This window comes from Nostoc sp. 'Peltigera membranacea cyanobiont' 210A, assembly GCF_002246015.1.
Lineage (GTDB): Bacteria > Cyanobacteriota > Cyanobacteriia > Cyanobacteriales > Nostocaceae > Nostoc.
The window spans coordinates 1-12,475 of record NZ_NOLJ01000012.1; the positions used below are offsets into that span (position 1 = coordinate 1).

Below are 12,475 nucleotides of genomic sequence, written 5' to 3' on the forward strand. Positions count from 1 at the left end.
CGCCGATCAAATTAACCTTATTCACATTCTCCTCCTTTTGTCAACTATCTACATGTTGCATTGTTCCATAATCCTTTTCCTGACTTACTTACAGCAATGTTAAGAAACATGTGACTAATGCATAGCCTTATAAAGGGGGGAAAAAGAAATAAATCTAGTTCCCTCCCCTTTATAAGGGGAGGGTTAGGGTGGGGTAAAATCCAGGTTTGATCGCATTTGCTATTTCGGGGTTCGCATTTGCTATTTCGGGGTTCGCATTTGTTACTTCGGGGTTCGCATTTGCTATTTCGGGGTTCGCATTTGCTATTTCGGGGTTCGCATTTGCTATTTCGGGGTTCGCATTTGTTACTTCGGCGTGTCCATAACGCACCCCTGACTTTTCACGGTATCTGAAAAACCTCTCTCTAAATCTCTCTCCTAAACGGAGAGAGACTTTGAATTTTCCCCCTTAGAGTGTCGGGATTAGGAGAGAGGAATGGAAGTGAGGTCAAAGTGTATTGCATCCGAACAAGAAGCGCTATATTATGCGTTAAGTAGGTGGGTGGAATCAAAGGTAAGATGAACCCATGCGGATGTTGGGTTTCGTGCCTCAACCTATTTAATTAGTCCCGCCTACTTATCCAGAAACTTGGTGAGGTACACAAGCTAAGTCTGTTACCCAGGTATAAAGCGTGTTTTACTCCTGTTAGCGCAGCGGGGCGTAGCCCATTCTGAATTCTGCTGTATGAATTACTTCCGTCGTTTTGGCATAGGACGCATTGCTTCACGTCCCAAGAGAAACATCCCTGTGATACCTAAACAGACAAACCAAATATATTGATACCAATATTGCCGAATCTGTACAACTGTACTGGTTTTTGGATGCAATGTGTTTAAGTATAACAACAGCACCAATATCATGAGCGCCCCAAAACCAACAAGGCTCAAACCAACAAGAATTCGTGCGGGACGCAGTTCAAAATCACTAATAGTATTTAGGTCAATTTCTGCCAGTTCTTTAAAGGAGTCATCCGCCAAAGATGAGGTTGCTTGGAATCTATTGCTCAGTTTTGGTGGCAAAATCGGCGACAGTTTCGCTACAGTTGGGCGACGAAGTAAAGCCTCAGTATCTCGCAGCAGTTCCAGCGGCTTACGGGTAGTAGTTGGTTGAGCAAACTCTATGTTGTCTGTAGGAGTTGAGGCATTAACTTTGCTTTCAAAATCCATAGTATACTTCGGGAAAACCAGGATATACATAGCCTAGCGAATCAAAAGACAAATGCGTGAAAATAATTCGTAATTTGTAATTACATTGATTTCTGGTAAGAAATATATTCTTTACTCAAAGTAAGTGAATTTTGGCATTGGATAATTACAAATTACTCGTCCATCTCTTTTAATGTAGCTAATGCCGATGGAGATAAACGACTGAGATAGCGGAATATCCAGTATTTAAAGATAGTGTTTAAAATCACAGGAAATGTAGCAATAAAGAAAAAGATTACATTTCTACTGGCTGGTAGACCTAAATGTTCTGCCAATCCTGCAAGAAGGACTTCCCACCCATCTGGTGAGTGAAATCCTACAAATATATCTGTAAGCAGAATAATTAAAAAAGCCTTGGCACTATCGCTGAGACCAGAGACAATGGTATCCATAAAAGACTTCAGAATCACAATTTCTCTTTTGCTCATAGCGATAACTATACCAAAAGAAAAGAGTGAGATTAAATCAGCAAAAGCATTACTAATACTACTATTACTCTTTCTGCTAAATTCTTCAGAGATTTCAATTGCTTTAGTTTTGATTTTTTCTTGTGTTAGCTCTGAAGAAAGTGGTGGTGCTTGATTAAGAAAATATTCAAATCTCAGTCCTTCTTGAAAATTATGTAATTGATGGAGAGCTTCTTTTTCCATGTCAGAATTGATAAATATTTTAGTCGCATTATCTCCTCTAACCCTTTCTAGTATTGGAGTTACTATAAATTCTTTAGATAAATATTGAGTTAAAAGCGGTACAATAATGAGAGCTATCAAAAATCGCAGGGCAATTATTGTTCTACCTTTAGAAATGCGATAATTTCTGAGAAACTCTTCTTCTGTCTGCGGTGCAAAATCTGCCTGGATTTTATTAATTCTTCTACCAATAGAAATCTTAGGTAGTCCAGATTTTAGAATTGGAGCTTGAACTTGAGTATCATTTATGTTAGATGAATTTAGCTGTTTTTTTATTTCGTTATCATTGATTTTTAAAGGCTGATAAGTTGGCACTAATGGAGTATTGTTAATTAGTCCATCTTTGATAGCATATTTCTCTACTACTTCATCAATAACCTTCAATTTTTCTAATAAAACAGAATTAGAGATATTGACAATTCCGCGACTAAGCTGGAATTCTGCAAGCCTGATCTTAATAATAGTTAGGTTCTTATTAAGATATACTTGCCAGTAAGCCATTACATTTTCAGTATACTTTACTGATTGTAAAGATATTTTTTTGTTATCAAAATGTTCGTTCTCAATGTTTTTAATTCTCTGAGCTGCTTCGTAAGCTTCTAAAAGTGCCCTTTCTGGTGTATTTGAAAACCAACGGTTCAGCGATCGCAAATATTTTTGGAATGTTCTGGTAAGTGAGTTTTTCATTACATATATGACTTTTAGATGATGTGTATTATAGTTATATAATCATAAAAAATGGATAATAACAGCTAAATAATTAGTCCAATCCAGATTCAGGTAATACTCCCTGATGCGATATCTAGGACGGGCTACGTCTACGCTAGCAATTTTATATTACCTGTAAAATCAGATGGATTAGCATAAATTGACACTGGTTATTTATATTGACAGTTTATCCATTACACTGTCATTATTGACACTATGTCTCAGTGTTTATGCTCGATAGAATAGCCTTGATTATAACATTTCACAATTGAGGCAAATTTTCCACTATGCAGAGTCTATCACTGTTAAAGGGAATAGGAAGTAAAGATGTTGCTTTATCATCTCCCTTATCCCTCTATTCACTACTCCTCACTCCCAAGTTTTAAATTATGAGTTTGAGTCTATGTATGATTGTGAAAAACGAAGCAGCAACACTGCCTAAATGCCTGAGCAGTGTGAGAAAAGTAGTGGATGAAATGATAGTCTTGGATACAGGCTCAATCGATCGCACTCCCAATATTGCCCAACAACTCGGTGCAAAAGTCCATCATTTTAAATGGTGTAATGACTTCAGTGCTGCCCGCAATGCAGCTCTCAAATATGTCACTGGTGATTGGATTTTGGTATTAGATGCTGATGAAACTTTGACTCCTGCAATTGTACCGCAGTTGCGAGAGGCGATCGCAAGAGACGAATATCTGCTCATCAACCTCGTCCGTCAGGAAGTCGGTGCAGAACAATCTCCCTATTCTCTGGTTTCTAGGCTATTCCGCAATCATCCAGATATTCGTTTTGACCGTCCTTACCACGCCTTGGTAGATGATAGTGTGTCAGAAATTTTAACCAAAGAACCCCACTGGCAAATAGGTTATTTACCTGGGGTTGCCCTTGTACACACAGGATATCAAAAAAGTGCGATCGCTCAAAATAACAAATATGCCAAAGCCGCTACAGCGATGTCAGGGTTTCTCGCAGCTCATCCCAACGATCCCTATGTTTGCAGTAAATTAGGGGCGTTGTATGTGCAAACTGGGAAAATTTCTCAAGGTATGGATTTGCTAAGACGAGGAATCACCGTTGCTGAAGACAACTACGATATTTTATATGAACTCCACTATCATTTAGGCATTGCCTACAGTCGGTTGCAAAAATCCCCACAGGCGATTTCTCACTATCAAGCTGCCATCAAATTGCCAATTTATCCCATGCTCAAACTAGGAGCATACAACAATTTGGGTAACTTACTCAAAGCAGCAGGAGATTTCAACGGTGCGAAAACTGCTTATGCCACAGCTTTGAAAATTGATCCTAGTTTTGTTTTTGGGCATTATAATTTGGCGATGACATTTAAGGCTTTGGGTTTATTTGCAGATGCGATCGTATATTATCAACATGCGATCGCGTTAAATCCCAACTATGCCGAAGCATATCAAAATTTGGGGGTAGTGCTGCTCAAAATTGGCAATCATCAAGATAGTTTAGCAGCTTTTAAAAAAGCGATCGCCCTTCACGAAAGGTATAATCCCGAAGAGGCGAAGAGACTACGCCAGGGATTGCAGGAGATGCAGTTGATGTAGAGGTGAGGGCGCATGGGAAGAGGCAGAGGAGCAGAGGGGAAAAACTTACTGCAACTTCTCCTCGGTTACAGAGCGACTTGCCCTGACTTTTGCCGAGCATCTCGACTTACTTCGACTACGCCCTTCTCTACGAGAGGCTGCGCCAACGGCTACGCCCAGGACAAGCTCAGGACAAGCTCAGGACAAGTCGCTCGATGGAACCGGAGCTGAGGTAGCGAAGTCGTACCCCTCGCTACGCGTAGCGTCCCGTAGGGAAGGGAGCCGACGAAGCGCTCATAGGTGTAAACTTAACGCTAAACCCGCTTGGTGACAACGTTTTGCCCTCACCCCCAGCCCCTCTCCCTTGGGGAGAGGGGAGCTAGACTAGACATTCAATTCCCCTTCTCCCTTGGGAGAAGGGGTTAGGGGATGAGGGCGTGAGGGATTTGCAAAACGCTTGTCTGATATAGTTTTCGGCTTAAGTTTACACCAATGCGAAGTGCTGCTCCCCTACTCCCCTAGTTCTCCTCGATTTTTACCTAATCTAAAAATATCAACCCAAAAGTTGAAATCAAAACTTTTGACGGTATCAAACCTTTCAATATTTTATGAATGAAGAAATAAAGTTATTTCGTATATTTTGTTCATATTCGGTGATGTTGGCAGCATAATTGCCTTCGACGGGCATAATTCTTTAAAGAATACGACAACGTAGATGCAATAAGTATTTGAGGAAGTAATATCTATGCTTAAAACCCATCTTATCCACACCGAAGCTGATTATCGTGCTGCACTTGATGAAATCGAAAGATTGTTTGATGCAGAACTCAATACACCAGAGTTTGACCGCTTGGAAGTTTTAACTACGCTTGTGAAAGCATACGAGCAAAGGCATTACCCAACCGAAGCACGAGATCCTATCGAAGCAATCTTATATTATCTTGAATCCCGTGAGTTCTCTTTAGATGACATAGAGCCAATGAAACAAGCGATGTTTTACTAAAAATCTCTGGAACTTGAGCTTCGGAACTCGGAACTTGAGGTTTAAAAATGAACTCCACCAGTTCTGAGTCGAAAAGGTGGAGTTAAAAAGTTGGAGAGTTGATAAATTCTCCTCACAAATGACAACCAACTAAATACGCGACTTGACAAATTTCTCTAATCTATCCATTCCCTTTTCAATCGTCGCCATATCTGTGGCGTAGGAAAGGCGAATGTTGTCATCAGCGCCAAAAGCAATTCCGGGAATGACTGCAACTTGATGTTCTTCCAACAAAGCGTCACAAAATTCTAGAGATTTTAGACCAGTTTTGCTGATATCAGGGAACAGATAAAAAGCGCCATCTGGTTTTGCGGTACTCAAACCGGGAATGGCGTTGAGTCTGTCTAGCATTACCTGTCGGCGTTTGGCGAAAGCTTGGCGCATTTCTTCGACACAATCTTGAGAACTTTGTAGCGCCGCGATCGCACCATATTGAGCAAAGGTACACACGTTAGATGTACTATGCCCTTGGATGGTACTGGCTGCTTTAATTATTTCCACAGGCCCCGCTAAATAACCAAGTCTCCACCCAGTCATGGAATAAGCTTTCGCAAACCCATTACTAATCAAAGTACGGTCAAAAATTTCCTTCCCAAGAGAACCGATGCTGATATGTTCTGCACCGTCGTAGAGAATCTTTTCGTAAATCTCATCAGAGACAACAAAGATATCTGCATCAACTACTACCTCCGCCAGTGCTTTGATTTCATCTGGCGTGTAAACCATCCCTGTAGGATTAGATGGAGAGTTGAGGATAAATAGCTTTGTCTTCGGCGTGATTGCTTTACGGAGTTGTTCGGGAGTAATTTTATAACCCGTCGTTGCATCTGTGGGCACAATTACCGAGACTCCACCGACCAAAGTCACCATTTCGGGATAACTTAACCAGTAGGGTGCAGGAATAATTACCTCATCACCTGGATCGATTAGCGCCACGATTAAGTTGTAAAGAGAATGCTTACCGCCATTAGTGACGATGACATTCTCAGACTTGTAATCAAGACCGTTATCAATTTTAAGCTTATGGGCGATCGCTTCCCTTAACTTTGGTTCTCCGGCTGCTGCACCATATTTGGTTTTGCCTTCTTCCAAAGCTTTGACTGCTGCGGCTTTAATATGCGCCGGGGTATCAAAATCTGGTTCTCCAGCGCTAAAACTACAAACATCTATTCCTTCCGCCTTCAGTGCCTTAGCCTTGGCTGCGATCGCTAAGGTTAATGAAGGTGTTACCTGACTTACTCTTGCTGCCAGCTTCATTCTTACTATTTTTGGCAAATCTTTCACTTATCTAAGGATATCCCAGAATCCCTACCAAGATTTGCTTTTTCTGAATTCATTGATAATCGGGGATGGGGGATATGAGGAAGCAGGGGGAGCAAAAGGAGAATAACTAATGACAAATGACTCCGCGAAGCAGTTTGATTATTGACTCTTAAGAATGTATCGTATATAACTTTATTTTTAGTGGAAACTAACTGTTTTTATGCAGATTAAGAAACTTTTAATTGCATCTTCTCTGCTAATTACTAGTCTTTTTATACCTAATGCTGCCATTGCTCAAAATAGCGGTACTCCGGGTAAATTTGATTTTTATGTACTGACACTCTCGTGGTCGCCGGATTATTGTGCAAAAAATGGTACTCGTGACCCGCAGCAGTGCGGTTCTGGAAGAAAACTCGGTTTTGTACTACATGGTTTGTGGCCGCAGTACCAAACTGGTTATCCTGCTAATTGTTCCACGCAAAAATTACCGTCGGAAGTAAAGCGACGGTTTCCCAATTTGTATCCTAGTAATAAACTTTACGATCATGAATGGGAAAAACATGGTACTTGTTCGGGGAAAACTCCTGCGGAATACTTGGGATTGAGTAAAAAATTAAAAGATGCGATCGCTATTCCCGCAGCTTACAATCGCCCTAATAAACCCGTGCGTACCACAATTACAAATTTTAAAAATTCATTTGTGAGTGCGAATAATAAAATTACTGCTGATGGCGTAGCACCTTTTTGTTCTGGTTCGGGAAGATTTTTACAAGAAGTCTTCTTTTGTTATTCCAAAAACGGTGAACCTGGTATTTGTAGCGCCGAGATTTTGAAGCGATCGCAAAAAAGTTGTGGTCAGCCAGATTTCTTACTAAGAAACGTTAGATAACAATGGGGATTGGGCATGGGGCATTGGTTATTTCCCCAGTCCCCAGTCCCCAATCCCCAGTNTTATTCGCACTCACAAATGAATTTTTAAAATTTGTAATTGTGGTACGCACGGGTTTATTAGGGCGATTGTAAGCTGCGGGAATAGCGATCGCATCTTTTAATTTTTTACTCAATCCCCAGCCCCTAAGCTATCGTCACATCTGGTGATAAGTAAACATCCTGAATGGTATGAAATAGCTTCACACCTTCCTCAAAGGGACGTTGGAAGGTCTTTCGCCCAGAAATTAATCCTGAACCACCAGCGCGTTTGTTGATTACTGCGGTGCGTACTGCTTCGGCGAAATCATTTTTACCAGTCGCGCCACCAGAATTAATCAACCCCACACGCCCAGAGTAACAATTCAGTACTTGGTAACGAGTTAAATCAATTGGGTGATCGGTTGTCAGTTCTGTGTAAACCCGCTCATCGGTTTTACCGTAACTTTTACCAGTGGCTTTGGCAACTGCACCGTAACCATTGTTATTTTCGGGTAACTTTTGTTTAATGATGTCGGCTTCAATGGTTACACCCAAATGATTCGCTTGTCCGGTGAGGTCAGCCGCAAGGTGGTAATCTTTATCTTGTTTAAAAGCGTTATTCCGCAGATAACACCAAAGAATTGTTGCCAAACCCAGTTCATGGGCGCGTTTAAAAGCTTTGCTGATTTCCTGAATCTGTCTGGTAGAATTCTCGGAACCAAAGTAAATTGTCGCACCTACGGCAGCCGCCCCTAAATTCCAAGCTTGTTCTACATCTGCAAACAATACTTGGTCAAATTGGTTAGGGAAAGTCAGTAATTCGTTGTGATTGATTTTGGCAATAAAGGGAATTTTGTGGGCATATTTGCGCGAAACTATACCTAATGTTCCCAAAGTGGTAGCAACAGCATTGCAACCTGCGGCGATCGCTAGCTTGATAATATTTTCTGGATCGAAGTAAATCGGGTTGGGCGCAAAAGACGCGCCGGCTGAGTGTTCAATCCCTTGGTCTACTGGTAAAATCGAGAGATAACCTGTGTTTGCCAGACGACCAGTAGAATAAAGTAACTGGAGATTACGCAATACTTGAGGATTGCGATCGCTGTTGAGCCAGATTCGATCTACAAAGTCTGGCCCCGGCAAATGTATTAAATCACGAGAAACTTTTGCTTTGTGGGTAAGCAGGTCTTCAGCCTCTTTACCTAGCAATGACTCAATAGAATTAGCCTCTTTGAGCGTTGTAGTCATAGTATTATCCTCAAAATTTGAGCAAATGACCTTGCCTTTAAGATAGCATTTCTAATATTGCTAACTTGGTTGTACGGAGATTAGTGATATGTCTTCTTTCTGAAGATATAGCAATCTTATTGTATAAGTGAAAATCAAAAGGCTCAGATTCCCTACTTACTTTTAATAAGTCAGGAATCTTGTTGTGAATGATTAAGTAGGGCTATACTACCGGAAGTATTCAATCAAATTTCGGAATTGATGTTTTCAAATCAGTTATCAACTTCAAAGAGTACAATCATACTATCTTGGCATCGTAGCTGAAAATTGAAAACCCATCTTCCCCCAATTGTGGTAATAATTGTGAACAGAAGAAATACAATTCTATGAGTAAGTTTCAAATCGATATCGACTTTAGCAGTATAGATTTAGCTTCCCTTGAGACAGAAGAAGATTTTCAAAGAGAGGCAAAAATGTTACTCCCAAAGGCACTGGTCAAACTAGGTGAAAGTGTGGGTGAAAAGACTTGGGAAGAATTACAGGAAAAGCTGCAAGGAAATGGAGGTAAACTCAAATCTTCTCCCAGCGAGAAACGTAGGTTTATTCAAGAAACCGGAAGAACTTATCAACGAAATGCTAGTAACAGAGAAAAACAAGAACTAGAAGACTATATAGTAGAGCAATTACGCCAACACAAGTAGTATTTGGCATAAGTTAATTTAACGGACATGATTCAAATAAACCAGCGGCGAATCAACTCCACCTGGAAGCGATAGCCGTCGTGAACTTCCTCAATTAACTCACGTTGTAACAGCAAGTTGAGTGTAATATCAGCATGAGGAAACTGTTGCAATAGAATTTGGCGGCTAACTATAGCCCCTTCCCCTTGAGCGGCGATAAAACGTAGAATAGCTTGTCCAGTAGCGTCTACTTGGTTGTTTTGAATGTCAGCAAAGAAAAAGCCGCCACTTTGCAAAGCTTCAGGTATCGCGGCTTCCACATCCTCGAAAGTTGCCAATCGCCGGATAGAGGGGTCTTGTTCGTTTTTAAGGACAATAATTTCCGCACAGAGTAGTTGTACTAAGAATGGGTGACAACGGGTGAGTTGTAGCACTCGCTCAACGGCATTAGGTTCATAGCGGAGAGTAAAATCTTTGACGGGACGTTCAATTAATTGTCGTGCTTCCACTTCTTTGAGGTAGGAAATATGCACAACTTGGACATTAATTAGATAACTAGCCCAGCGCTGATATTCTTCGATAGTATGAGAGCCAGCGAGTAAAACCTTGAAGCGGGGACGATGTTGGATAAGGTGACGCAGCATTCCCAAAACATCCTGTTCATCAAAGCGACCTTTGGCAATGGCGTTGTCTAGCACCTCGAATTCATCCAGGGCTAGTAAAGCGGTATTTTGTTCTAAAGCCTGTTCTACTTTATCTAGCCATTCATCGAAATAGGTGAAGGGGTCAGATTGTAACACTTCGCGGGGTAGGGACGGTAGAGTTAAACCTTGCTTTTTCGCTGACTTCTCCATATCTCTAGCCAGGTTGTAGAGAAAACCTGCATGGTTGTTAGCTGATGAAGGTGCGCCTTGCAAGTCTACAAACATGGGGATGATGTTACTAGGTAGTAATTTTCCGATGTTATTGAGGAGGGAAGTTTTACCCATACGTCGCTGACCATATAGTAGCAGAGGTGGACGACGGCGATCTAAAAGTAACTGCTCAATGCGTAAGCCGATATCATCACGCCCCGTGAAAATTTCTTGCTCCCGTGTGAGAGGTACGCCGATAATGTAAGGCAAATCGATTTCTTGGCTCAGTTCAGTAATTTTAGCCAGTTCATATATATGGTTAGTGACTATCTCACGCCAATTTTTGATAATGGGACGGAAACGAACTGTATATTTATCAGTGTTACGAGTGAAGTCCTGCAACTGTAGATTTAATTTGTCTGCAACATCTCTGAGGAGTAAGCGCTGGTTATAAGCACTTGCTTGATTCAGGGCAGCGTCTACATTCTTGCTGATACCGCTAAAGATTTCTAGTAGAGGGCTAACTTCACTCTGTAGTTTGTCAGTTGCTAAACTGTGATGAGCTTCACGGATAGCTTTCACATCTGTACAGGCTTGTAAATTGCGTGCATCTAGTTCAATTTGTGCAGCTTGAGCTGCCCAGCGCTGGGGGCTGGTACTGAGATATTCTAAAGCAGCTTTGCCTTCAACTGGGTTATTTTCGATTACAAATAGGAGATGCTCATTCAAACCAGGCAGATGTAAAAGCTGCCACTCATCCCAGAAGGCAGAGTGAAAGCGCAATAAGTAAGGGCTTTTACCATTACGCCTTTTATCTAATCTATAGAGCAGATAATTCCAGAGAATGACAAATCCAAAGGATAAAACAGGTCGCCATGAATTAATAGTAACTCCCACACCTACCGCCACACCTACCGCCACACCTACCGCCAAGCTTAACGCCACACCTACCGCCACGCCTACCGCCACACCTACCGCCACGCCTACCGCCAAGCTTAACGCCACGCCTACCGCCAAGCTTAACGCCACGCCTTCCGCCACGCCTTCCGTGACGCCTCCTACCACGCCTACCGCCACGCCTACCGCCACACCTCCCGCCACACCTCCCACCACACCTCCCACCACGCCTACCGCCACACCGAATGCCATGCCGAACGCCACGCCTCCTACCACGCCTCCCGCCACATCTCCCGCCACATCAGCCGCCACGCCGAAGGCTACACCTACTACCACGCCAAACACCAGCAAGAGAATTATATTTATGATTGGTTTACCCAATGCCCACAGCACCAAGCCCAATAGTAAGTTAGCCAGGATAGGTAAGATTAAGTATCCCTGAATGAGCAGCCACCACAGAGCAAGGTTTCGCCATCGCCCCTGTCTCAACAAGATAATCAGCGGGGAGTGGGTGTCTAAAGCAGGGTCAATGCGCTTAAGGTGGTTACGCCAAGCTGAAGGACGGAAGATAAGCCAGAAAAGCAATTGCAGACTACCGAGGATTAAGTTGGGGTGCTGCTGGGGTGCATCGGTGTAGGCGTTGGGCGGTAGTTGTGGTGAGGTCAACGTTTCTGCACTCCTATTTAATGCTCGGCTTTACTGAATCAGGATGTTAAAGAGTTTCACGTAAAAGCGCAAAGACCCAAAGAACAATTCATAGGTTAATTCGGCAACGCCAACTTTTCTTTCACTTTTTGAGAGTTTGCACCCTAGGATATGCCAGAATTTTGGCATCAACAGTTAGTAACGGACAGCCGTAAATTCTGGCAGTGGCTACAATGATTTGGTCAGATGGATCTCGGTGAAAACCAGTGAGTTTGGTTGATTCAACGATAATTGGAATTGTCAGTTCGAGTAGCTGCACTCGTGGATAAGCTGAAGCTACTGCTATCCACTCGTCAACTGAAATTGAAAAAGCAAGTTTGCGATTCTCAACCAGTTTGGCGACTTCCCAACAAGAAATAATGCTGACTCCTAGTCCTTGAGATTGATATTCTTCAATGCAATCTCTATATTTCTGGTTTAGTCGTTCATTATTATCTACCCACCAAATCCAAATATGGGTATCTAAAATTATCATTGCAAGACTTCCCAATCCTCTATAGGTACAGCAGGCTCAAAAGGATCATCATAGTGAATAACCGTTCCCCGTAAAGGATAAGGATTAGATTCTGAAGGTTGGGGAAAACGTTCTAAAACAATGATTTCTACTGCTTCACCTGCTTGAAACGGTAAATCCTCAAGAATCAAGGTTCCGTTTTTAGTTAACTTTGTTTCAATTCGGTGTGCTTTCATAGTTACTCCG

The 12,475-nt window shown here is 42.0% G+C and carries 11 protein-coding genes; 4 read left to right on the forward strand and 7 right to left on the reverse strand.

What is annotated here, in order from left to right:
- Positions 1 to 729: 729 nt before the first annotated feature.
- Complete coding sequence (locus tag CDG76_RS30145; protein WP_094352527.1) at positions 730 to 1,206, reverse strand: hypothetical protein; 477 nt, start codon at positions 1,204 to 1,206, stop codon at positions 730 to 732.
- Between the two features lie 152 nt (positions 1,207 to 1,358).
- On the reverse strand, positions 1,359 to 2,621 hold the full coding sequence (locus tag CDG76_RS30150; protein WP_094352528.1) for a proton extrusion protein PcxA: 1,263 nt from the start codon (positions 2,619 to 2,621) through the stop codon (positions 1,359 to 1,361).
- 428 nt (positions 2,622 to 3,049) lie between these two features.
- Here CDG76_RS30150 and CDG76_RS30155 point away from each other — a divergent pair, with 428 nt between their 5' ends.
- Both CDG76_RS30155 and CDG76_RS30160 read left to right on the forward strand, forming a co-directional pair.
- A complete protein-coding gene (locus tag CDG76_RS30155) occupies positions 3,050 to 4,219 on the forward strand; it encodes a tetratricopeptide repeat protein (RefSeq protein ID WP_094352529.1) in 1,170 nt (389 codons plus the stop codon).
- 724 nt (positions 4,220 to 4,943) lie between these two features.
- Positions 4,944 to 5,201, forward strand: coding sequence for a helix-turn-helix domain-containing protein (locus CDG76_RS30160; RefSeq protein WP_094352530.1), 258 nt, complete (start codon positions 4,944 to 4,946; stop codon positions 5,199 to 5,201).
- Positions 5,202 to 5,330: 129 nt separating this feature from the next.
- Here the strand turns inward: CDG76_RS30160 and CDG76_RS30165 are convergent, their stop codons facing one another.
- The gene (locus CDG76_RS30165; protein WP_094352531.1) at positions 5,331 to 6,497 is read right to left on the reverse strand and encodes a pyridoxal phosphate-dependent aminotransferase; all 1,167 of its coding nucleotides are present in this window, start codon (positions 6,495 to 6,497) and stop codon (positions 5,331 to 5,333) included.
- A gap of 226 nt (positions 6,498 to 6,723) precedes the next feature.
- On the opposite strand from CDG76_RS30165, the gene CDG76_RS30170 reads away from it, so the two are divergent.
- Positions 6,724 to 7,392: a ribonuclease T2 family protein gene (locus CDG76_RS30170; protein ID WP_094352532.1), complete on the forward strand. Its 669-nt coding sequence runs from the start codon at positions 6,724 to 6,726 to the stop codon at positions 7,390 to 7,392.
- A 185-nt stretch (positions 7,393 to 7,577) separates the two neighbouring features.
- Here CDG76_RS30170 and CDG76_RS30180 read toward each other — a convergent pair whose 3' ends face one another.
- On the reverse strand, positions 7,578 to 8,660 hold the full coding sequence (locus CDG76_RS30180) for a class I fructose-bisphosphate aldolase (protein ID WP_094352534.1): 1,083 nt from the start codon (positions 8,658 to 8,660) through the stop codon (positions 7,578 to 7,580).
- 365 nt (positions 8,661 to 9,025) lie between these two features.
- Between CDG76_RS30180 and CDG76_RS30185 the strand changes: the two genes are divergently transcribed.
- Positions 9,026 to 9,340 (forward strand): hypothetical protein, encoded by a 315-nt coding sequence (locus CDG76_RS30185; RefSeq protein ID WP_094352535.1) that lies wholly within the window; start codon positions 9,026 to 9,028, stop codon positions 9,338 to 9,340.
- 32 nt (positions 9,341 to 9,372) lie between these two features.
- Here the strand turns inward: CDG76_RS30185 and CDG76_RS30190 are convergent, their stop codons facing one another.
- From CDG76_RS30190 to CDG76_RS30200, 3 genes are all read right to left on the reverse strand, one after another.
- Positions 9,373 to 11,736 (reverse strand): AAA family ATPase, encoded by a 2,364-nt coding sequence (locus tag CDG76_RS30190; protein WP_094352536.1) that lies wholly within the window; start codon positions 11,734 to 11,736, stop codon positions 9,373 to 9,375.
- Positions 11,737 to 11,857: 121 nt separating this feature from the next.
- Positions 11,858 to 12,250, reverse strand: a complete 393-nt coding sequence (locus CDG76_RS30195; protein ID WP_094352537.1) for a type II toxin-antitoxin system VapC family toxin — start codon at positions 12,248 to 12,250, stop codon at positions 11,858 to 11,860.
- Complete coding sequence (locus CDG76_RS30200) at positions 12,247 to 12,465, reverse strand: hypothetical protein (RefSeq protein WP_094352538.1); 219 nt, start codon at positions 12,463 to 12,465, stop codon at positions 12,247 to 12,249. The genes CDG76_RS30195 and CDG76_RS30200 overlap by 4 nt, the downstream gene beginning before the upstream one ends.
- Between the last annotated feature and the right edge of the window lie 10 nt (positions 12,466 to 12,475).

Excerpts from the sequence above, each read along its gene's own strand:
- CDG76_RS30145 (WP_094352527.1), bottom strand. The coding sequence starts at position 1,206 with ATGGATTTTGAAAGCAAAGTTAATGCCTCAACTCCTACAGACAACATA.
- CDG76_RS30150 (WP_094352528.1), bottom strand. The coding sequence starts at position 2,621 with ATGAAAAACTCACTTACCAGAACATTCCAAAAATATTTGCGATCGCTG.
- CDG76_RS30155 (WP_094352529.1), top strand. The coding sequence starts at position 3,050 with ATGATTGTGAAAAACGAAGCAGCAACACTGCCTAAATGCCTGAGCAGT.
- CDG76_RS30160 (WP_094352530.1), top strand. The coding sequence starts at position 4,944 with ATGCTTAAAACCCATCTTATCCACACCGAAGCTGATTATCGTGCTGCA.
- CDG76_RS30165 (WP_094352531.1), bottom strand. The coding sequence starts at position 6,497 with ATGAAGCTGGCAGCAAGAGTAAGTCAGGTAACACCTTCATTAACCTTA.
- CDG76_RS30170 (WP_094352532.1), top strand. The coding sequence starts at position 6,724 with ATGCAGATTAAGAAACTTTTAATTGCATCTTCTCTGCTAATTACTAGT.
- CDG76_RS30180 (WP_094352534.1), bottom strand. The coding sequence starts at position 8,660 with ATGACTACAACGCTCAAAGAGGCTAATTCTATTGAGTCATTGCTAGGT.
- CDG76_RS30185 (WP_094352535.1), top strand. The coding sequence starts at position 9,026 with ATGAGTAAGTTTCAAATCGATATCGACTTTAGCAGTATAGATTTAGCT.
- CDG76_RS30195 (WP_094352537.1), bottom strand. The coding sequence starts at position 12,250 with ATGATAATTTTAGATACCCATATTTGGATTTGGTGGGTAGATAATAAT.
- CDG76_RS30200 (WP_094352538.1), bottom strand. The coding sequence starts at position 12,465 with ATGAAAGCACACCGAATTGAAACAAAGTTAACTAAAAACGGAACCTTG.